Source organism: Runella sp. R0.1_18, assembly GCF_057652155.1.
In genome coordinates this window covers 23961-47053 of record NZ_JBYFCK010000029.1, presented here as the reverse complement: position 1 = coordinate 47053, position 23093 = coordinate 23961, and the positions used below count along the sequence as shown (strand labels likewise).

Genomic DNA, 23093 nt, shown 5'->3' with positions numbered 1-23093 from the left:
ATCCATGTTTAATCAATTCATACATCGACCCGTGTTGTCGGTAGTCATCGCCATGATTATCACCCTGCTGGGTTTGTTAATGCTCACCCGACTGCCCATGACACAGTTCCCGAGCATTGCCCCTCCTGAAGTAAACGTAACCATCGAATATACGGGTGCCAATGCCGAAACGGTCACCAAAGCGGCGCTTGTTCCCATTGAACGGGCTATCAATGGCGTACCAGGAATGAAATACATGTCGTCGGATGCGGGAAACGATGGGGTGGGGGTAGTGCAAGTTATTTTTGAAGTAGGCACTGACCCCGACGTAGCTGCGGTCAACGTTCAAAATCGTGTAGCAGCCGTGATGGGAGAGCTTCCTGCGGAGGTGATTCGGAACGGCGTAAAAATAGCCAAAGAAGAAAATGCCATGCTGATGTACCTCAACATCTACAGCCAAGATAGTACCATGGAGGAAAAATTCCTTTACAACTTTGCGGACATCAATGTCTTGGCCGAACTCAAACGGGTGAAAGGAGTAGGGTATGCCGACATTTTGGGAGCGCGGGAGTACGCCATGCGTATTTGGCTTAAACCCGACAAAATGCTCAATTATGCCATTTCTACGGAAGACGTACTAGAGGCATTGGAAGAACAAAATGTGGAAGCTGCTCCAGGAAAAGTAGGGGAGAGCAATGACAAAACGCCGCAGGCTTTGCAGTATGTTATTAAATACGGAGGAAAGTACAATACGCCCGAAAAGTACGAGAACATTCCCATCAAGTCCAACGCCGATGGGCAGATTTTACGCATCAGAGACGTTGCTGAGGTAGAGTTTGGAACGACGTATTTTGACGTAGAAGCCAAAATCAACGGTCGCCCCACGGCCGCCATCATGCTCAAGCAACTTCCTGGCTCGAATGCCAGCGAGGTAATTGCCCAAGTAAAAGAACGAATGGCCACCATCAAAGAAAGGGTTTTCCTGAAAGGAATGGACTATGAACTAAGCTACGACGTATCTCGCTTTTTGGATGCGTCTGTCCACGAAGTGGTCAAGACTTTGATTGAAGCGTTTATTTTGGTGGCGTTGGTGGTATTTTTGTTTTTACAAGACGTTCGTTCTACGCTTATTCCTACTGTTACGGTACCCGTTTCGTTGATTGGGACGTTTTTCTTTATGCAGTTGTTTGGGTTTTCACTCAATCTTATCACGCTTTTTGCGCTGGTGTTGGCCATCGGAATTGTCATTGACGATGCCATTGTGGTTGTTGAGGCGGTTCATGCAAAGCTAGAAACGGGAAAATACTCCCCCCGAAAAGCCACCGAAAAAGCCATGAAAGAAATCAGTGGGGCAATTATCGCCATTACCTTAGTGATGTCGGCGGTTTTTGTTCCTACTTCGTTTATGACGGGGCCCGTGGGGATTTTCTACAAACAATTTTCGCTGACGATGGCCATCGCGATTGTGCTCTCAGGGGTTAGTGCCCTGACGCTTACGCCTGCGTTGTGTGGCTTGTTTTTAAAGAATACCCACGGCGAACACCGTAGTCAAGGATTCATGGCGCGTTTTTTTGCGGGGTTCAACCGTTGGTACGAAGGGCTTTCGGTTCAATACCAGCGCTTGCTGTCGGTCATCGTCAGCCGCCGAGTGGTGACGTTGGGAATACTGCTGGCGTTTTGTGCTGGGACGGGTATGTTGGGGAAATTAATTCCGTCAGGTTTTATTCCCAACGAAGACCAAGGGACGTTTTATGTGAGTATTACGACGCCGTCGGGCTCAACCCTCGAACGTACCAAGGCCGTAGTAGATGAAGTGCAGCGAGCATGTCAAAGCCTAGAATCGGTGGAGTCTATTTCTACCTTGGCAGGTACCAACATCCTTTCGGATGGAACGGGAGCTACTTATGGGACGTGTTTAATCAACCTCAAAGACTGGGAAAATCGGAAAGAAACGGTGGACGAAGTCATCGAACAAGTCATCGAACGAACCAAACACATCAAAGATGCCCGCCTTGAGTATTTTCCACCGCCTGCCGTTCCTGGTTATGGCAATGCGAGTGGATTTGAATTGCGATTGTTAGACAAAACGGGGAGTGGCGACCTAAAAGCAATGGAGGTTGTCGTCACGCAGTTTATCAAAGACCTCAAAGCTCGTCCCGAAATTGCCTCCGCTTTTACCATTTTTGATGCGAGTTTTCCACAGTACCTTTTGCACATTGACGAAGACAAAGCCGCGCAAAAAGAAGTGACCATCAACAAAGCGATGGGCGCCTTGCAGACCCTGTTGGGAAGTGAATATGCCACCAACTTCATCAAGTACGGACAAATGTATAAAGTAATGGTGCAGGCACTGCCGCAGTACCGAGCCAAACCCGAAGACATCCTCAACCTGTACGTGAAGAATAACAAAGGAGAAATGGTGCCTTTGTCGGCCTTTGTGCGTATCGAACGGGTATATGGGGTCGATCAAGTAACCCGTTACAACATGTACCCTTCGGCAGAGCTAAACGGTGAAGCTGCCGAGGGATACAGTAGCGGAAGTGCCATTGAAGCCGTGCAGGCAACGGCGCGCGAAAAACTCCCAACGGGTTATGACATTGACTGGGCGGGGATTAGCCGCGACGAAGTAGAAACGGGTAACCAAGCCGTTTACATTTTTGCCATTTGTTTGTTGTTCGTGTATTTGTTGTTATCGGCCCAGTACGAAAGCTTCTTATTGCCGCTACCTGTCGTGTTTTCGCTCCCAACGGGTATTTTTGGAACCTTCTTATTTCTGCATTTTTTTGGGTTAGAAAACAACATTTATGCCCAAATCGCGATGGTCATGCTGATTGGGCTGTTGGGAAAAAATGCGATTCTGATTGTGGAGTTTGCAACACTTCGCCACCGTGAAGGTGCTACCGTGGTTGAGGCCGCGATTGAGAGCGCGAAAGCCCGTCTTCGACCCATTTTGATGACTTCCTTTGCGTTTATTGCGGGTTTGTTGCCGCTGATGTTTGCGACGGGGGCAGGAGCTGTTGGTAACCGAACTATCGGCACGGCGGCCGCAGGAGGAATGCTCTTTGGGACTGTTTTTGGCGTGATTGTCATTCCTGGATTGTACGTCATTTTTGGCACATTGGCCGAAAAATTGAAAAAAAATACCAAAAAAGAAGAAAAACCACTTACCGAAGAGCGCCTAAAAAAATGGATATAAAACCAATAAAACTGCTAATCATCCTGCTGTTGGGGGGAGTTATTGCGGGGTGTAAAGTGCCACCTACGGCCAACCAACGCGAATTTAAGGCGCTGCCTGAGACGTTTGTAAGCGGAAAAGACACGGCAAATAGTGCCCAAATTCAGTGGAGACACTATTTTCAAGACACTACCTTAACCGCGCTGATTGACACAGCTTTGGTCAATAACCTCGATGCTTTAACGGCGATTCAACGGATTGAGATGTCCCGCGCCAACGTTAGGGCAATGGAAGGACTACTACGGCCAACTGTTTTTGGGGGAGGTTCGGCGGCGTTACGCCGATTTGGGCTTTACACCATGGACGGAGCAGGAAACGCTACTACTGACATTGTGGAAGGAAAAGTTGTTCCTACCCACCTGCCCGATTTTTTTGTGGGCTTGACGGCTTCGTGGGAGGTGGATATTTGGAAAAAACTTCGAACGCAGCGAGAAGCTGCCTTGGCGCGCTATTTGGCAAGTGTTGAGGCGAAAAATTGGATTACGACCAACTTGGTAGCGGGTGTTGCCAATGCCTATTATGACTTATTGGCACTTGATAACGAGCTAGAAATTATTCGGCAAACCATTGGTTTACAGGAAGAAGCCCTCAAAATTGTAAAAGTCCAAAAGCAAGCAGGAGCGTCCAATGAACTGGCCGTAGAACAGTTTGAAGCCCAACTTCTGAATAGCCAACACGCTGAAGTGGCTATTGTGCAAGCAATTATTGAGACTGAAAATGTCATTCACGGGCTTTTGGGACGTTTTCCACAGCCAATTGTTCGGGATAAAAACCAACTCTCGCGAGCGATTGCCGCGCAGATTCAAACGGGGGTACCGTCAGATTTACTCAAAAACCGACCCGATATTCGGGCGGCGGAGTTAGAGCTTATAGCAACCAAAGCCGATTTGGTGGCAGCGAGAGCGGCTTTCTTTCCGTCGTTTAGTTTGACAGGAATGGTAGGAATGCAGGCATTTAACCCGACATTTTTGGTGAGTACGCCTCAGTCGTTGGCTTATTCGGTCGTAGGAAATTTGGCAGGACCCATTATCAACCGTTCGGCCCTCATAGCACAGTTCAAAGGGGCACAAGCCGTGCAAATTGAAGCGTTGTATAACTACCAAAAGACGATTTTAGATGGGTATATCGAAGTCAACAACCAAGTGGCCAATCTACGAAACTTGGCTCAGATGTTTGACCTTAAAAATCGGGAAGCGCTGTTGCTAACTCGCTCAGTAGAAACGTCTAATAAACTGTATCGGACAGGGAGAGCTACTTACTTGGAAGTACTTTTTGCCCAACAAAATGCGTTGCAGGCGAAGTTGGTGCTTATCAATACCCAAAAACAGCAGCAACAAACGACGGTTAATTTGTACCGTGCCTTGGGAGGAGGCTGGAAATAGCGTTCATTGCCTGTCGGTTATGATTAAATCTGACCGACAGGTTTATTTTTTCCTTACCTTTGTAGCCATGTATAAGTGGCTCATCCTTCCGATTCTCTTCCGTTTTGATGCCGAAAAAGTGCATCATTTTATCTGTGGAACCCTCAAGTTTTTCTTTCAAATTCCAGGGGTTCCGTTTCTTTCAAGGCAATTATTCAACTTTGAAGACCCGTCCTTGGAACGAGAGGTGTTTGGGTTGAAGTTTAAAAATCCTGTAGGATTAGCGGCGGGTTTTGACAAAAACGCCGAATTGGTGGATGAATTGGCGTGCTTGGGTTTTGGTTTTGTGGAAATCGGGACGGTAACGCCCAAACCACAAGACGGCAACGACAAACCGCGTTTGTTTCGTCTCAAACCCGACCGCGCCATTATCAATCGGATGGGTTTCAACAACCACGGTGCTGCCGCCGCTGCCCAGCGCCTTCGGAAGCGAAAAACAAAAATTTTGATTGGTGGAAACATTGGTAAAAATAAACTGACTCCCAACGAAGAGGCGCTCGACGATTATTTGAAGAGCTTTGACACCCTTTATGATACGGTCGATTATTTTGTCGTCAACGTGAGTTCCCCTAATACGCCTGGCTTACGCGATTTGCAAGAAAAAGAGCCATTGATGAAAATTTTGGCGGCGCTCAAGCAAAGAGCCAACGAACTAGCACAGCACACTTCATCACTCATCACTCATCACTCATCACCTGTTGCGAAGCCCATTCTGTTGAAAATCGCGCCCGATTTGACCGATAGTCAGTTGGACGATATTATTGAGATAGTCACCACGACTCAGATAGCGGGCGTTATTGCCACAAATACGACCATCAGCCGCGCCGATTTGAAAACAGACGAAGAGTTGGTGAAAAAAATTGGGGCTGGAGGGTTAAGTGGTGCTCCCCTAACGCATCGTTCTACTGAGGTAATTCGTTATCTTTGTGAAAAATCCAATCGGGCTTTTCCCGTTATCGGAGTAGGAGGGATTTCTTCTCCCGAAGACGCCAAAGCAAAATTGGAGGCAGGAGCAAGCCTTGTCCAAATTTATACGGGCTTCATTTACGAAGGCCCCGCCTTGGCAAAGCGCATCTGTCAATCCCTCGTTTAGTGCTTCACATACCCCATTTGTGCGTCAGCACACCTTCATACTGAGTGAGTTGTGTACTGTAGAATGCTTTTTTTCTACGGTCTCAATAACTGTGTCTATTCTTCGTTAGCATTTTTTGATAAAGTAGTAACTCGAAAAGAATTAGTAACGAAACCCTACAACGAGTATCTAATGGCCAAAAACGTTATTCCTCCCAATTCGTCGAAGCAAGACCGCAGGACGACGCCACCCCCGCCTACCCCACCCAGCGGAGGAGGCAGGCAAATGAAAATTCCGTTTAATCCAAGCCCACGCAGTCGTAAAGTTTGGGGTTGGGTATTGCTATTTTTATCGCTTTATATTTTTGGTGCTTTTGTTTGGTACCTATTCACAGGCGCGGCCGACCAGAGTGTGGTCGATTCGGCTTTTACCACCAAAATGCGGGTATCAGTCAAAGAAACCGAAAACATCATGGGCTTTTTTGGGCTCTTGCTTTCTCACTTCTTTATTTTTCGCTGGTTTGGAATCGCCGCTTTGGGATTACCGTTTCTCCTATTTTTAATAGGGGTAAAAATCGCGTTTGGACGTGAATTATTGCCTTTGCAGCGCACTACTCAGTTGGTATTGATTTACCTGATGTGGCTTGGGTTGTTTTTTGGCTTCTTCGTATTTCAGACCGATACGGCTGGCTCGCTTAGTTTTTTATGCGGTGGCATTGGCTACGAAATCAATGCCCTGCTCAACAAATACATTGGTTTTGGTGGTTTGTTTGTTGTTTTGGGTTTATTAGGGATTATCATGGTCTATTTTCACGGTATTTCTTCTTTTGATGAATTTGCCGAAATGGTTGAAAGCCCCATCAAAAAGCGTGTTCAACCCGTGGATATTGAAGTAGTGTTGGAGGAGAAAGAGGAAGCCGCTGTGCCAAAAGAACGCCCTGCCCCAGCCACTCCGCCGAAAGTGGAAACAAAACCAGCAGATGAGCCTGAAGAAAAAGCACAAATGGTTGATTTTACGGCCAATAGTTCAGTCTCTAAAACGCCAAAGGCAACCCCTAATTTGACACTTATTGTCGAAAATGCCGACGAAGTGGTGGCAGCCAAAGAAGATAGTACAGATGATACGCCAATTTCGGGGACGACGACCAAGATTCCTGTAGTGCCTTTTTCCGATGCTGACAAAGCAGCGGATGAATTGGTGGAGTTACACGGGCCGTATGACCCTACCCTCGACTTGGCCAATTACAAATATCCTACGCTTGATTTGCTGCATAACCGAGGCGAAGGCCAGTCGAAGGTGACGGCAGAGGAATTGGAAGCCAACAAAGACCGAATCGTTGAAACGTTGGCTAATTATGGCATCAGCATCGCAAGTATCAAAGCAACCATCGGGCCGACGGTGACTTTGTACGAAATCATTCCAGAAGCGGGGGTGCGTATTTCTAAAATCAAAAGCCTCGAAGACGATATTGCGCTGAGTTTGGCGGCGTTGGGGATTCGTATCATTGCGCCAATGCCAGGTAAAGGAACGATTGGAATTGAAGTGCCTAACAAAAACCGTGAAATGGTGTCGATTCGGTCGGTATTGGCTAGTAAAAAATTCCAAGAAAGTACGTTTGATTTGCCAGTAGCTTTGGGAAAAACAATCTCCAATGAGTTTTTTATCACCGATTTAGCCAAAATGCCCCACTTACTGATGGCAGGGGCAACTGGCCAAGGAAAATCGGTGGGGCTAAACGTGCTTTTGGCCTCGTTGATTTACAAAAAACACCCTGCTTTGCTCAAGTTTGTGCTTGTGGATCCTAAAAAGGTAGAATTGACGCTGTTCAACAAAATTGAACGCCACTTTTTGGCCAAACTCCCCAACAGCGAAGAGGCGATTATTACGGATACCAAAAAGGTGGTTTATACCCTCAACTCGCTTTGTATTGAAATGGATACCCGTTACAATTTGTTGAAAGAAGGGGGTGTGAGAAACATCAAAGAATACAACGCTAAGTTTATTCAGCGGCAGTTGAGCCCCGAGCGGGGTCACCGTTTTTTGCCTTATATCGTATTGGTAATTGATGAATTAGCCGACTTGATGATGACGGCGGGCAAAGAAGTAGAACAACCAATTGCTCGTTTGGCGCAGTTGGCGCGTGCCATCGGAATTCACTTGGTGGTAGCTACGCAGCGCCCATCGGTCAACGTCATTACGGGCTTGATTAAGGCCAACTTCCCTGCCCGTCTTTCGTTTAGGGTTACGTCGAAAATTGACTCACGAACGATTTTGGATACGGGAGGTGCCGAACAACTCGTCGGGATGGGGGATATGTTACTTTCGACGGGCTCAGACATGATTCGCCTTCAGTGTGCTTTTGCCGATACCGACGAGATTGATGAGGTATGTGAATTTATTGGTAGTCAACGTGGCTATCCTTCGGCCTATCATTTGCCTGAATTTAGCGGTGATGACGATGAAGGAGGCAAAGAAACGATTGATTTGGCCGACCGCGACCCGATGTTTGATGATGCCGCACGCGTGATTGTCGTGAGCCAACAAGGAAGTACGTCGCTGATTCAGCGTAAACTAAAGCTAGGGTACAACCGCGCAGGGCGTATCATGGATCAACTCGAAGCCGCAGGAATTGTGGGGCCATTTGAAGGCAGTAAAGCCCGTGAAGTGCTCATAACTGATATCGCAACCCTTGAGCAAATGCTTAAAAACATGGGGTAAAGTCTTATTGTCTCGACAGATAGCAGTGTTCTGCCGACCAATTATTATTGAACACAATGCGACTTGTTGTAACTTTGCTCCATCAAGTTTGGTTATATAGGCGTGCTGTTTTAAACGTTTTCGATGAAAAGCCGTCTATATAGCATCTATAACAAAAACAGATATTAAATGAGAAAAGCCCTAGTTGCAACGGCTCTTTTGATGAGCCTTTTCGCGAATGCCCAAAATGACAAGCGTGCTGCGACCATTTTGGATGCAATGAGCAATAAGTACAAGACGATGACGTCGTTCAAAGTTGCGTTTACATACATCAATGAAGGAACAAAAGAAACCCTAAAAGGGGATGCCACCGTGAAAGGAACGAAGTTCCGTTTGAAAATGGCAGGTCAAGAGATTTTCAACGATGGAAAAATCATGACTACCTACATCAAAGAAAGCAACGAAGCAACTGTTAATAACTACGACCCGAAAGAAACGGGGGATATTGACCCAACGAAGGTATATACTATCTATAAAAAAGGGTACAAATACACCTTCTTGGAAGAAGTAACCGAAGCTGGCAAAGCCTACGAAGTAGTAGAACTTACACCTGAGAAAAAAGATTCGAAAGTGGCCAAACTTCAAATCAAGGTCGATAAAAAAGATAAGTCAGTGAAAAGCTGGAAAATCTTCCAACGCAGCGGGCAACGCCTTGGTTTTAAAGTAGATAGTTTTGTACCAAACGTCAAAGTGGACGACAAGTCGTTTGCCTTTGACGCTTCAAAATACAAAGGGGTAGAGGTAATCGACCTCCGATAAGTAAGAATAAGATTCGTCTTATAGACCTTTATAGACCTTCCAAGTTTTTGAAACTTGGAAGGTCTTTTTCGTTGGAGGGTCTTTTTGTTGGCAAGGACTACACAGCGACTAATTCCGAGGAGGTTTTCCACCCGTAAGTAGCCCTTGAATACGTTCTAACGTTTTCTTCTCTCCCGTCAATGATAAGAAAGCTTCGCGCTCCAAATCAAGGAGGTATTGTTCGGTGACGTTTTGAGGATAGCTCAAGTCGCCACCACAAATCACGTACGCCAACTTATCGGCGATTTTGGCGTCGTGCTCTGAGATGTAATTCGCCATGCGCATACTTCCAATTCCCGCTTTAAACAAAGCTAAGCCCGTTTTTCCCTGTACTTTGATGTCGGTGCGGTGTTTCGGTTGCGTGTAACCGTTTTCGGCCAAATCTACCGCTGCTTGTTTGGCTTCGGCAATTAAGCGGCTGCGGTTAAGCACAATTTGGTCACGGTCGGCTTTGATGTAGTTCATTTCCACTGCCTCTTGCGCCGAGGTCGAAACCTTCGCTTGTGCGATGTTCATGAAAGCAGTTTGTAAAATGTTGAGCTCAGGGTCGCCTGCTTGGTACAAGTCTGAGCAACGGAGTGCCATTTCTTTAGTGCCACCTCCCGCAGGAATCAATCCTACTCCGAGTTCTACCAATCCCATATACGTTTCGGCGTGAGCCACGACTTTGTCGGAATGTAAGTTTAATTCGCAACCACCTCCGAGCGCCAACGAGTGGGCCGCCGTTACGACAGGAATCGACGAGTAGCGTGCGCGCATCATTGTTTGCTGGAATTGCGCAATCATGAGGTTGATTTCGTCATATTCTTGCTCAATGGCAAACATAAACAACATGGCCAAGTTGGCTCCCGCTGAGAAAGCTTCGTTAGAGTCATTTCCGACGACCAAGCCACGGAAATCTTTTTCGGCAATGGCGTACGCGCGATTAAGCCCTTCGACGACCTCGGCGCCGAAGGTGTTCATTTTTGAATGGAATTCTACGCCCGCAATGCCGTCGCCGAGGTCGTAAATCGACGCTCCAGCGTTTTTCCAGATGATGTTTTGTGATTTATTTTCAAGAATGATAAACGACTCTTGGCCTGGAATGGCTTTGTACGATTTAGAAGGAATATCGTAGTACAATTTTTTGCCATCCTGAACCTTATAGAACGTTTCATTCCCTGCTTCCAGCATTTCATATACCCACGGGGCAGGGTTGAGCTGAAGCGACTCCATGATGCCTACCATGTTCTTAACCCCAATGGCATCCCAAGTAGTAAAGAGTCCCATTTCCCAACCAAAACCCGCACAGATAGCTTGGTCAATGCGGTAAAGCTCATCCGAAATTTCGGGGATACGATTGGAAGCATAGCGGAAACCGCTCGCAAACGTGCGACGATAAAACTCACCCGCTTTGTCAGTTCCTTTTAATAAAACACTAAATCGCTTTTTGAGGTCGTCAATGACTTTGGTTTTTTCAAGGGTTTCAAACTTGACTTTCACTGAAGGCTTGTACTCTAACGTGTTTAAGTCAAGGGCTAAAATGAGCGTTTTTCCTTTTTCGTCTTTTGATTTTTTGTAGAAACCTTGGCCAGTTTTATCGCCTAACCATTTGTTTTCCATCAGCTTGGCCATAATCGGCGGAAGTTCAAAGGCGGCCCTTGATTCATCGTGCTGCATTTGCACGAGGTTATTACAAACGTTGACCGTCGTATCCAAACCTACCACGTCCGACAAACGGAACGTACCAGATTTGGGGCGACCTACCACGGGACCCGTCAATTTATCAACTTCTTCGACTGTAAGACCCATTTCGGCCGCCACGCGAATCGTTTCTACGAGTGCATGAATCCCGAGACGGTTGGCAATAAAGCCAGGGGTATCTTTACAAAGTACGGTAGTTTTGCCCAAATACAAGTCTCCGTAGTGCATCAAGAAATCGAGGATAGACTTGTCGGTTTGGGGACCTGGAATCACCTCAAACAATTTGAGGTAACGAGGAGGGTTAAAAAAGTGCGTTCCGCAGAAATGCTTTTGGAAATCATCGCTGCGGCCTTCCGACATCAAATGAATCGGAATCCCTGACGTATTTGATGTAATGAGTGTTCCAGGTTTGCGAAGCGCATCTACTTTTTCAAACAACGACCGTTTTACGTCCAAACGCTCCACAATCGCTTCCAATACCCAGTCGTAATTTTTGATTTCGGCGAGGTTATCGTCAAAATTACCAAGTTTGACCCGACTCGCAAATTTGGCACTGTACAAGGCCGCAGGGCTTGCTTTTAGGGTATTTTGGAACGCGTCGTTCACAATACGGTTACGAACCGCAGGGTGTTCGAGCGTCAAACCTTTGGCTTGCTCGGCCGCGTTGAGTTCTTTGGGAACAATGTCTAACAACAATACTTCTACGCCGATGTTGGCAAAGTGGCACGCAATACGCGACCCCATGATGCCTGAGCCTAACACGGCTACTTTCTTAATGCTACGGTTCATTGTATCTAAATCAGTATGTGTTGAATGAGATATTTTTGGTGAACCAAAAGTAGAAAAAAATAGTATGCAAGCATAATATTTTTAAAAAATATCTCTGACAACTACTTCAAGTAGCTAAGAATCCAACGGCCCGCACACCAAGTTCATTTGTTGGCGGTATTCGTCGGGGGTGAGAAGGGTATGTTGGTAGAAGGTTTTGAGGAAGTTGCTGTGCGAAAGATACCCCAAGTGAGACGAAATATTTTCGAGACATATTTCGATGTTATTGGGATTGGCAAGAATTTTCTTGGCTTCCTGAACGCGGTAATAATTGATAAGTTCCAAAAAATCTTGTTCGATGGTTTCGCGAAGCGCTTTGGACAACAGCGATGGGGCCACGTTGAGGCGAAGGGCCAGCGAGTCGAGCGAAAAATGCGGAGAGAGGTAGAGCTTTTCTTGATTCAACAAAAAAAAGAGCCGATGAACGAGCTGACTGGGACGTTCTTGGGTGCGTTCTCTGAGAAAACCCAGTGACACGCGCCTGAACAAATGCCCAAAATGAAATCGCTCCCCCGTCATAATGCTGCTCATTTTGTAATAAGATGCAAAATGCTAGGGGAACGTTGCATGAATGGGCTATTTCATTTAAAAATCTTGATAAAACAAGGCTGCTAATAGGTGTTTGGAAACCTTGTGCAAACATCAGAATTTTTCATAATTCTGAGATTATTGAGGAAGTTAAAGAATGTTAAATGGGTAAAATAGCCGTAATTCGTACATTTGAATAAAAATACCAAATCAACTTTTACCTTCAATGAAGCAGATTCTCCTCATGGATGGGCCAGACCACAAAGGGCTCATCTACCAAGTTACGCATGTGCTGTACAATCACAACCAAAATATTATTAGTCAGGACGAATACGTCAGTCCGTCGGGTCAGTTTTTTATGCGTACTGAATTTGAGGGAGAGGGAAATCCGAAAAGTATATTGGATGATTTAACGGCGACGCTTCCTGCGGGACTTAACTTGCGGTTGAACCCCAAGAAAAAGAAAGACGTGGTGTTGTTTGTGACCAAAGAGCATCATTGCCTTGGGGAGTTGTTGATACGGTACGCTTTTGATGAACTTGACGCAACGATTCAGGCGGTGATTAGTAACTACAACGTCCTTCAGCCGCTAGTCAGTAAGTTTGGGATTCCGTTCCATTTTATTTCGCACGAACACAAAACTCGGGAAGAGCACGAGGAGGCAATTTTACGCACGCTCGACATCTATCAGCCTGAATATCTGGTGTTAGCTAAATACATGCGCGTGTTGACCTCTGACTTTGTAAAACATTACCCCAATCGAATCGTCAATATTCACCACTCGTTTTTACCTGCCTTTATTGGGGCTAATCCATACCGACAAGCGTATGACAGAGGCGTAAAAATCATTGGAGCTACGGCGCACTTTGTAAACGATAATTTGGACGAAGGCCCCATCATCGCTCAGGATGTGAAGGAGGTTGATCACCGTTTGAGCGCTTTTGACATGGCAACGCTTGGAAAAGATACCGAAAAGTCGGTGTTGTCGAAGGCATTGAAGCTGGTTTTCAACGACCGTGTATTTATTCACGGCAACCGAACGATTATTTTGTAAAATAGTATTAAAACGGTATTTTTTCTACTTTTTTATGGACGTTTCCGTATCTTGCGACGTATTTGACCCTAATAACAACTAACCTCCCAGCAATTAAAATGCAAAAACTCCAAACCCTAGACTACTTAGTCTTTCTAGTGTATTTTGTCGTAGTCGCAGGCTACGGTTACTGGATTTACCAACGAAAAAAATCAGCTGAAGCAAGTACAACCGACTTCTTCCTCGCCGAAGGTTCACTGACTTGGTGGGCGATTGGTGCTTCTCTCATTGCCTCCAACATCTCGGCCGAGCAGTTTATCGGAATGTCTGGGAATGGATTTTTGATGGGACTTGCCATTTCTACTTACGAGTGGATGGCGGCGGCAACGCTGCTGGTCGTGGGGATATTCTTTATGCCTATCTACCTCAAAAACAGGATTTTTACCATGCCTCAGTTTTTGAATCAACGCTACAATACCACTGTTAGTTTGATTATGGCAATTTTTTGGCTGTTTTTGTACGTATTGGTGAACCTAACTTCAATCCTGTTTTTAGGAGCTTTGGCGGTATCAACCATCTCGGGAATTGACTTTACGCTTTGTATGTGGTGCTTGGCCATTTTTGCCGTTTTAATTACGGTAGGAGGGATGAAAGTAATTGGTTATACCGACGTAATTCAGGTATTTTTCTTGATTTTAGGAGGCTTGGCTACGACGTATCTTGCCATGGATTTGGTGTCTCAAGAGTTTAATGCGCCAGGTTTGGCAGGGGCATTTAAAACCATGATGGAACATTCGGAAGACCACTTCCACATGATATTTAAAGAAGGACACCCCCAATACATGGCACTTCCAGGTCTTACGGTGCTTATTGGCGGAATGTGGATTGTGAATCTTAACTATTGGGGATGTAACCAGTACATTACGCAACGTGCCCTTGGTGCCGACCTCAAGACAGCCCGTGAAGGGATCTTGTTTGCGGCATTTTTGAAGCTTTTGATGCCAATCATTGTGGTTTTACCAGGTATTGCTGCTTATACGTTATATCAGCACGGTTTGTTCCAAACCGAAATGCTTGAAGGTGGAGAGCTAAATCAAGACCGCGCGTATCCAGTATTACTTAACTTGTTGCCAGTAGGTTTGAAAGGACTTTCGTTTGCAGCGCTAACGGCGGCGATTGTGGCGTCGTTGGCAGGAAAAGCAAACAGTATTTCGACCATTTTCACGTTGGATATTTACAAAAAATACATTACGCCAGAAGCTGATGAGAAAAAGTTGGTATGGATTGGTCGGGTGACAATTGTAGTAGCGATGATCTTGGCCATTGTGATTTCTCCTTACATGGGTATTGATAAAAAAGGTGGATTCCAGTTTATTCAAGAAATGACAGGATTGGTTTCGCCAGGGGTATTTGCCGCTTTCTTGTTAGGCTTCTTCTGGAAAAAGACTAACTCAGCGGGTGCTATGTTTGCGATTGTGGGCGGTTTCTTGTTGGCGTTCTCGATGCACAACAACTGGCTTCCTGGGGCAGATTGGTCAACCGTTCCGTTCCTCGACCGCATGGGAATCGTGTTCCTTATTTGTGTGGCAGTAATGATTGCCCTGGGACTTTGGAAACCAAGCGACAAAGGACTTGAAATTGATGCGTCGATGTTCCGCGTAAAAGGAACATTTGCCGTTGGAGCAGCGATTGTAGTAGTTGTTGTCGCTATTCTTTACACGGTATTCTGGTAAATCAATAATTCGTTTTTTCTAAAAATCCCCTGTTAGCCAGTCTAGCAGGGGATTTTTTAATGTGGGTATATTAAACCTATTCCGTCCGAGTGGTTCTAAGAAAAAAACAGTTCAAGGAAAACACTATGGAAGCAAATTCACACCAGCGTCAGCTTCAACATTTTTTTTGGCGGGCAGGATTTGGGGCTTCTCCCGATGAGGTAAAAGCAGCGCTCTCGGCCCCGAGGCAACGGGTTATCAAGGATTTTATTCGAGATAGCAAAGAGGTTCACGACTTCAATGTCGTTGAGCCAATGCCCTATTTTTCATTGCGGAACGATAAACGCGACATGAAAGGCAGTCCGACCCAAGAACTTGACGGAATCAAAGACAAGTTAAAGGCCGTAGCCGAAGAGCGCCGAGAAAGCATCGGAAATCTAAACGATGCGTGGGTGGCTCGGATGGGGCAAGGAACGGGGGCTTTTCGGGAAAAAATGACCTTCTTTTGGCATAATCACTTCGCTTGTCGTAGTAGAATGGCATTGTTTGTTCAGCAGCAGAACAATACGTTGCGCCGCCACGCGCTCGGCAAGTTTAGCGATTTGCTGATGGCTATTTCCAAAGATGCGGCCATGCTTCAATTTTTGAATAATCAACAAAATCGTAAAAAAAGCCCCAATGAAAATTTCGCCCGTGAGGTGATGGAATTGTTTACACTGGGGCGCGGAAATTACACCGAAAACGACGTGAAAGAGGCGGCAAGGGCGTTTACGGGCTGGGGTTTTAACGGCTCAGGCGAGTTTGTATTTCGGCCACTATTCCACGACGAAGGGGGTAAAACTATATTTGGGAAAACAGGCAATTTCACGGGCGAAGACGTGGTGGATATGCTGCTGGCCAATCCTAAAACGGCGAAGTTTATCTCTACCAAACTGTACCGCTATTTTGTCAATCAAAAAGTAAATCCCGAGCACGTTGAGGCATTGACAAATCGCTTTTTACGCACTGATGGTGACATTTTGGAGGTCATGGAGTATGTATTTACTCAGGATTGGTTTTACAACCCTGCCAATATTGGGGCGCAAATCAAGTCGCCCGTGGAGTTACTAGCGGGAATGCAGCGGACGCTTCAGATGGATTTTGTGGATAAAACGCCCGTCTTGTATGCCCAAAAGCTATTGGGACAAACGTTGTTCAATCCCCCCAACGTGGCGGGCTGGCCATCGGGAACAGCCTGGATTGATAGCTCAAGTTTGCTGACCCGAATGCAGCTGCCAAAAGTGCTCTTTCGCAACGAAATGCTGGCGGCAAGCGTAAAAGAAAGCGGGGATGCGAACGAAGAAACGGTGAAACGGAAAAATAAATTTGAGGTAACGATGAATTGGGAAAAGTTTGCCTCCTTTTTTGATTCTTTTTCTGAACAAGAACTTACCGAAGCGCTGGCATCACATTTGATACAAGTACCTATTAACAGCTCTTTATTAAAACAAATTGATAAACAAGGAAATGCGTCAAGTCGTGTCGAACGAGTGAAACAGCTGACGGTAGCGCTGATGTCAATTCCTGAGTATCAAGTATGTTAAACACACTATCTAACTACCACCAGCACCATGAAACGCCGCGAATTTTTAAGAAATACGACTTTTACGACCGCAGGCTCGTTATTAGTCCCTCAGTTTTTGAAAGCCTACGAAACGCAGTACTCTGCACCTTCTACGCTCAACGAAAAAGTGGTTGTCATCATCCAATTATCGGGAGGAAATGATGGACTGAATACTGTGGTGCCGTTTCGGAATGATATTTATTACCGTGAACGGCCGTCTATCGCCATAAAATCAACGAATGTACTGCGCTTGAACGACGACATTGGGCTGAATCCCGCCCTGGAAAAAATCAAAGAATTGTACGACAACGGGTTGGTGTCGATTATCAACAATGTAGGCTATCCTAATCCTGACCGCTCGCATTTCCGTTCGATGGATATTTGGCAAACGGGAAGCAGTGCCAGCGAGTATCTATCAACAGGCTGGATTGGACGTTATTTAGATGCACAATGTGCGGGTCAAAGTGCCAAAATCGCTCCGCACCAAGCCCTCGAAATCGACGATACGTTAAGTTTGGCGTTGAAGGGGAAAGATTTGAATGGGCTGGCACTTCAAAATCCTGAAAAGTTGTTTTCCCAAACCCAAAACGGTTTTGTAAAGGCTAATTCAAAACTAACCCCTGCCCACGACCACGAAAATGTGGCGTATCTGTACAAAACCTTGGCAGAAACCGTTTCGTCGGCCGAATATGTTTACAACAAAGCCCAAATACATAAATCTAGTAAGTTATATCCGACAACTGAGTTGGGAAAAAGCCTCAAAACCATTGCGGAGCTGATTACCTCGGGCGTAAGCACCCGGGTGTATTATGTATCGTTGTCGGGTTTTGATACGCACATTCGTCAAAACGACCAACAAGACCGTCTGTTGCGTCAGTATGCCGAAGCCGTGGGTGTATTTGTGGATGACTTAAAGTCGAATAATCGCTTGGATGATGTGATGGTTATGACGTTCAGTGAGTTCGGGCGTCGCGTCAAACAAAATGCTTCCAACGGTACTGACCACGGTACGGCCAACAACGTATTTGTCATTGGGGGGCCACACCGCACGAAGCCAGTATTGTCAGAAGCGCCTGATTTGACAGATTTAGACAACGGAGATTTAAAATACAAAATAGATTTTCGTCAAATATACGCTACGTTGCTTGATGATTGGCTCAAAGCGGATTCTCGATTGGTTCTCGGCCAAGCGTTTGAACCTGTGCGATTGTTTGGGTAAATTACAGCACCATGACAAACGTGGTGCCCTCGCCAACTTCTGAGGTAGCTGTCAGTGAGCCACCATGTTGCTGTAAAATTTGCCTTGATAGGCTCAGACCAATCCCTGAGCCTGTTTTTTTTGTGGTATAAAATGGAATAAAAATACGCTCCAATGCCTCAGGCTCGATGCCCGAACCATTATCGGCGACTTCAATGTAGGTTCGTTGGTTGATGTCCGAATGGGCTTTGACGGTAATCAGAGGCTCGGGGTTGCCCTGCAAAGCCTCGATGGCGTTTTTAATGAGGTTGATGATAACTTGCTCAATCTGATCCGCATCGGCATTGAGAAGAAGGGTGTCGGGAATGACACTCACTTTTAATTGTACCGACGATTCTTGTAAGCTTTTTTGGAACAACTGAACCACCCGCTGAAGAAGTTCTTTGACCGAAATTTCGGCAAAAGTAGGTTTGGGTAACGCCGTAAAGTCGCGGTAAGCATTCACAAACTGAATAATCCCTGTACTGCGCTTTTCAATGGTTTGCAGTGCTTCGGTCAAATCTTGAAGTCCTTCGTTTTCAGGGATTTCTGGTTGAATATCTAGCTGGACAATCTCTTTCATGGTGCCAACTAACGACAAAATCGGTGCCAACGAGTTCATAATTTCGTGCCGAAGTACGCGCGTCAGGTTTTGCCAGGCTTCTACTTCTTTCTGTTGTAATTCAGACTGAATGTTTTGAAGAACCACAATCCGAAGGACTTTGCCCCGTAGCTGAATTTGGGTTGCTTGTACCGAAAGCGATTCATCGTCGGGGGTTTCGTAGAGTTGTTTTACGCCCGTTTTGATGTTTGCTATAAGCGAAAAAAGCTGAGGGTGAGGTTCTTGTAAATCTTCAAGTTGGCGAAGACGATAAATACTTAGCATTTTTAACGCAGCACTGTTGACCAGTTCGACGCGGCCGTCGCTGCCAAAACTTATCAAACCCGTATTGATTTGCTGAACGATGGTGTTGAGGTACTGCAAATTGGCTTCCTTTTCGGCCCGAGCGACACGGAAGGCTTCGAGTACTTCGTTGAATTGCTGATTAATTTCCCGAAAACTAGCCCCCATTTTGTCGTCGGAACGAAACTTTACTGCAAAATCAGAGTAACGAACCGATTCAAAAAAGCGGGAAAGTTTTCGGTTAATGTTCGTGACATAGTGGTACAAGTTAAACATGGCGGCAGCGCCCAATAACCCAAGCAGGGATACGGCCGTCCATTGTTCTTTGTTACCAAAATACACTGCCAACCCTACAAAAAACACAAGTAGGACGATGCGCCAAAGAATACCAATAGAGAAATGTCTCATAGTCCGTATTTTTCCATGCGCCGATACAACGCTTGCCGTGAAAGACCCAATTCGCGCGCTACTTCTGTGATATTGCCGTTGTATTTCTTCATGGCCTTCACAATCAGTTGTTTTTCCATTTCTTCCAACTGAAACGTTTCATTAAACTGCGATGCTTCGGTAAAGGCATTTTGGAAGAAATCTTCGGGTTGGAGGGTGGAGTTTTGGGTCAAAATAATGGCTCGCTCTACCGCACTTCGCAATTCGCGCACATTTCCAGGCCAATTGTAGCGTTGGAGCTGTTTGACGAGTGCCGCACTGAATGCTGTCACTACTCGTTTGTACTGATGACGGTATTGTTTTAAGAACAACTCGGCCAATGGAACAATGTCTTCGGGGCGTTCGCGAAGCGGAGGAAGGCGAAGCTCAATGGTATTGATACGGTACAGCAAATCTTGACGGAAAGTGCGCTCGGCTACCATTTGGGCGAGGGGCTGGTTGGTGGCACAAATCACGCGGACGTCGATTTGCTTGGGCTTGTTAGATCCGACGCGCGTCACGAGGCGGCTTTGCAAGACTGAAAGCAATTTGGCTTGCATGGGAAGCGATAAATTTCCGATTTCGTCCAAAAACAACGTTCCGCCATGGGCTTCTTCAAACCGTCCTGCGCGGTCTTCTTTGGCGTCCGTAAACGCTCCTTTGACACTTCCAAAGAGCTCACTTTCAAATAAACTTTCGGGAATAGCCCCCAAATCGACGGTAACGAATGGCTTTTCGGTACGGTTTGATTTTTGGTGAAGAAGTTGGGCCAAATCACTTTTTCCCGTCCCGTTTTCTCCTAAAATCAAGACTGTTGCATCGGTAGAAGCCACGCGCTCGACGGTAGCGTACAGCTGCTGCATGATTGGGCTAGTTGCCAAAAAAGCAGATTGGGTCGGTTTGTTGACGTTTTTGGGCGGCGCAGTGGGCGTGGCGGAGGTAGGTTGCACATTGGCATGTGCTTTATTTTCTGCCCGTTTTTGGACGGCAGCTTGCAGCGTAGCCAGCAATTTGTCGTTTTCCCAAGGCTTTAAAACAAAATCCATCGCCCCCGATTTCATGGCTCGAACGGCCATTTCTACGTTTCCGAAAGCCGTAAAAAGTACGACTACCGCCAACGGATCTATGTCTAAAATACGGTCGAGCCAGTCAAACCCCTCTTTGCCACTGATGACGTCGCGGGTGAAGTTCATGTCCAGCAAAATCGCGTCATAGTCGCCATTGGTGACCAAAAACGGAATTCGTTGCGGATTTTTTTCTATATCTATTTGGCTAAAATGGCGTTTGAGCATCAATTTAGCGGCGCTTAGTACATCTACGTCGTCGTCAACAATGAGGATTTTGGCTGAAAGCATGGGGTATTTATACGATTGTTGTTTACAGAGGGTTTCAAACTCTAACGGAGTTTACCCAATAAGAGTGCCAAGTTACAAAATCCCTCATAATCAATCAGTAAGAAAATACGTACTTTTTAATCCTGTCCACCGCCGTACAATGCTTGTCCGAAAACGGACAAAATTAGAAATGGCATTTTTGAATAATTGTCTAAAATTCAACTACTTATGGTTCTGGCACGGGTATTGGATAAAGAGAGGTACAGTACTCATACAGCCATAAGAACACATACAATTGAAGGATTTTAGTTTAGGTTAGAGAACCGTGAGCCAGACAAGGCGTTGTTTTTAACAGCCATTATTGTTTAAAAAAATTAAATTCATCAGAATTAACAAATGCACCCATGGAAGTCAAACATCCACTTAGCAACCAAACTTCAAACAACAGTACACAAGGATCAATGGATCGCGTTCGGAAAAAGAAATTTTGGAATACACAGCGTATCATTTTGGTGGTAGGCGGGAGCGCCATCATCGCCTTCATCGGATACCAAGTATTCTTTTCAGATAAACGTTCAAAACTCAACGTAGAAGCCGATAAACTGACGGTATCAAGCGTCTCAACGGGCTCGTTTGATGAGTTTATTGTGGTAACGGGGGTAATTCAGCCGCTCAAAACGATTCGCCTTGACGCGATTGTGGGCGGATACGTGAAGGAAAAAATAGTAGAAGGTGGCAGCATGGTAAGCCAAGGCCAAGTGCTTTTGCGCCTTGAAAACCAAAACTTGAAGCTCAACTTCTTGCAATCGGAAACCGAAGCGAGCCGATTGGTCAACGACCTTCAGAATACGCGTCAACAGTTGCGCGTCAACCGATTCAATATGCGTCGTACGCTCAATGAACTCGATTTTAAAATTGACCAAGCCAAAGATATTTACGACCGTAACCAAAAGTTGTTCAAAGACAAGGTCATTCCCGAATCTGACTTTTTGAAGTCGAAACGCGATTATGAATTGTTGGTAAAGCAACGTGACATTGAAACGGAGTCGCAAAACTACCAAGAAGAAAACGCCAAAATGCAGATTTCGCAGCTGGAGGGAACCTTGGTGCGTACGCAGAAAAACGTAGAGCTGTGGCGTCAAACCCTTGATAACTTGGTCGTAAAAGCCCCCGTGAGCGGGATGTTGTCGTCGATTGACGTAGAAGTAGGTTCAAACATTAGTCAAGGACAAAATATTGGCCAAATTGATGACTTGGACGGTTTTAAAATGCGCGTAGCGATTGACGAACACTATATTTCACGGATTTTTGTGGGGTTAATGGGACATTTTGATTTCAATGGTAAAGAGCATAACCTCCAAATCACGCGCATTTATCCTGAAGTACGCAATGGCCGTTTTGAAGTAGATATGAGCTTCCCCAAAGGAGCACCAGAAGGCATCAAACGTGGGCAATCGACCCCGATTCGCTTGGACTTGGGTAAGGCCGAAAAAGCGATGTTGCTACCAGTCGGTGGGTTCTTCTCCGATACGGGTGGAAACTGGGTGTATGTCTTAGACAACAGCGGCAAGCGTGCAAGCAAACGCAACATTACCCTTGGTCGCAAAAATCCAGAGTATTACGAAGTACTCGAAGGTTTGCAGCCAGGCGAGAAAGTAATCACCAGTTCGTATGCTAACTTTGGAGACAAAGAAGTACTAGAAATGAAATAACTAAGCCCCCAAACCCCCGATGGGGGCTTCAACAGCCAAGTCTCGGGGAAAATAAACACACAAAAACGCTTACCCTGGCGTTTCTCCATTGGGGGAGTAAAGGGCCTAACATGATCAAAATAACCAACCTTCAAAAAATCTTCTCAACTGAAGAAGTTGAAACTACAGCCCTGAACGGAATAGACTTGGAAGTAAAAGATGGCGAGTTTGTGGCCATCATGGGGCCATCAGGCTGTGGAAAATCTACGTTACTAAATATAGTGGGCTTGCTCGACAATCCTTCGGGAGGAAGCTACGACTTCCACGGAACCGAAGTGGCTACCTTGTCGGAGCGCCAACGGGCACAACTACGCAAAGGAAACATCGGGTTTGTGTTCCAAAGCTTTAACCTTATCGACGAACTTACGGTGTATGAAAACGTTGAGCTTCCGTTGCTTTACTTGAAAGTACCTGCCAACGAACGCAAAGAGATGGTCGAAACCGTATTGACCCGCATGAACATTATGCACCGTCGCAATCACTTCCCTCAACAACTATCGGGGGGGCAACAACAACGTACGGCGATTGCGCGGGCGGTCGTTGCCAAACCCAAACTAATTTTGGCCGATGAGCCTACGGGTAACCTCGACTCTGCCAACGGCGAAGAGGTAATGAAACTCCTTATTCAACTCAACGACGAAGGAACGAGTATCGTCATGGTAACGCACTCTCCGTACGATGCGGGCTTTGCACACCGTATCGTCAACTTGTTTGACGGTAAGGTAGTGACCGAAAAAATGCGCGTGTAGGCATCTATGCCTATCCATTATATTTTTGAGTGAAGGGCACTGA

The 23093-nt window shown here is 45.9% G+C and carries 15 protein-coding genes; 11 read left to right on the top strand and 4 right to left on the bottom strand.

What is annotated here, in order from left to right; translation table 11 throughout:
- Positions 1-4: 4 nt before the first annotated feature.
- From AC23P2_RS28465 to lolA1, 5 genes are all read left to right on the top strand, one after another.
- Entirely contained in the window at positions 5-3175 is a 3171-nt protein-coding gene (locus AC23P2_RS28465) for an efflux RND transporter permease subunit (RefSeq protein WP_487776343.1), read from the top strand.
- The gene (locus tag AC23P2_RS28460; RefSeq protein WP_487776342.1) at positions 3166-4596 is read left to right on the top strand and encodes an efflux transporter outer membrane subunit; all 1431 of its coding nucleotides are present in this window, start codon (positions 3166-3168) and stop codon (positions 4594-4596) included. Before AC23P2_RS28465 ends, AC23P2_RS28460 begins: the two co-directional genes overlap by 10 nt.
- 67 nt (positions 4597-4663) lie before the next feature.
- On the top strand, positions 4664-5728 hold the full coding sequence (locus AC23P2_RS28455) for a quinone-dependent dihydroorotate dehydrogenase (protein ID WP_487776341.1): 1065 nt from the start codon (positions 4664-4666) through the stop codon (positions 5726-5728).
- A gap of 171 nt (positions 5729-5899) precedes the next feature.
- Positions 5900-8425, top strand: a complete 2526-nt coding sequence (locus tag AC23P2_RS28450; protein WP_487776340.1) for a DNA translocase FtsK 4TM domain-containing protein — start codon at positions 5900-5902, stop codon at positions 8423-8425.
- 168 nt (positions 8426-8593) lie between these two features.
- On the top strand, positions 8594-9223 hold the full coding sequence (lolA1, locus tag AC23P2_RS28445; RefSeq protein ID WP_487776339.1) for an outer membrane lipoprotein periplasmic chaperone LolA1: 630 nt from the start codon (positions 8594-8596) through the stop codon (positions 9221-9223).
- 108 nt (positions 9224-9331) lie between these two features.
- On the opposite strand, the gene AC23P2_RS28440 is transcribed toward lolA1, so the two are convergent.
- Both AC23P2_RS28440 and AC23P2_RS28435 read right to left on the bottom strand, forming a co-directional pair.
- Positions 9332-11734, bottom strand: coding sequence for a 3-hydroxyacyl-CoA dehydrogenase/enoyl-CoA hydratase family protein (locus AC23P2_RS28440; protein ID WP_487776338.1), 2403 nt, complete (start codon positions 11732-11734; stop codon positions 9332-9334).
- 114 nt (positions 11735-11848) lie between these two features.
- Positions 11849-12304 carry a helix-turn-helix domain-containing protein gene (locus tag AC23P2_RS28435; protein WP_487776337.1) on the bottom strand — a complete coding sequence of 152 codons (456 nt, stop codon included), beginning with the start codon at positions 12302-12304 and terminating at the stop codon, positions 11849-11851.
- A 241-nt stretch (positions 12305-12545) separates the two neighbouring features.
- Between AC23P2_RS28435 and purU the strand changes: the two genes are divergently transcribed.
- From purU to AC23P2_RS28415, 4 genes are all read left to right on the top strand, one after another.
- On the top strand, positions 12546-13355 hold the full coding sequence (purU, locus tag AC23P2_RS28430) for a formyltetrahydrofolate deformylase (protein ID WP_472492538.1): 810 nt from the start codon (positions 12546-12548) through the stop codon (positions 13353-13355).
- A gap of 98 nt (positions 13356-13453) precedes the next feature.
- Complete coding sequence (locus tag AC23P2_RS28425; protein ID WP_472492514.1) at positions 13454-15067, top strand: sodium:solute symporter family transporter; 1614 nt, start codon at positions 13454-13456, stop codon at positions 15065-15067.
- A 125-nt stretch (positions 15068-15192) separates the two neighbouring features.
- Positions 15193-16629 carry a DUF1800 domain-containing protein gene (locus AC23P2_RS28420; RefSeq protein WP_487776336.1) on the top strand — a complete coding sequence of 479 codons (1437 nt, stop codon included), beginning with the start codon at positions 15193-15195 and terminating at the stop codon, positions 16627-16629.
- Between the two features lie 27 nt (positions 16630-16656).
- The gene (locus AC23P2_RS28415; protein ID WP_487776335.1) at positions 16657-17868 is read left to right on the top strand and encodes a DUF1501 domain-containing protein; all 1212 of its coding nucleotides are present in this window, start codon (positions 16657-16659) and stop codon (positions 17866-17868) included.
- Between the two features lies 1 nt (position 17869).
- Here the strand turns inward: AC23P2_RS28415 and AC23P2_RS28410 are convergent, their stop codons facing one another.
- Positions 17870-19198, bottom strand: a complete 1329-nt coding sequence (locus AC23P2_RS28410) for a sensor histidine kinase (RefSeq protein WP_487776334.1) — start codon at positions 19196-19198, stop codon at positions 17870-17872.
- Positions 19195-20571: a sigma-54-dependent transcriptional regulator gene (locus AC23P2_RS28405; RefSeq protein WP_487776333.1), complete on the bottom strand. Its 1377-nt coding sequence runs from the start codon at positions 20569-20571 to the stop codon at positions 19195-19197. Before AC23P2_RS28405 ends, AC23P2_RS28410 begins: the two co-directional genes overlap by 4 nt.
- Before the next feature lie 440 nt (positions 20572-21011).
- Between AC23P2_RS28405 and AC23P2_RS28400 the strand changes: the two genes are divergently transcribed.
- Positions 21012-22262: an efflux RND transporter periplasmic adaptor subunit gene (locus tag AC23P2_RS28400; protein WP_487776354.1), complete on the top strand. Its 1251-nt coding sequence runs from the start codon at positions 21012-21014 to the stop codon at positions 22260-22262.
- Positions 22263-22372: 110 nt separating this feature from the next.
- Positions 22373-23050: an ABC transporter ATP-binding protein gene (locus AC23P2_RS28395; protein WP_028523031.1), complete on the top strand. Its 678-nt coding sequence runs from the start codon at positions 22373-22375 to the stop codon at positions 23048-23050.
- Positions 23051-23093 lie beyond the last annotated feature (43 nt).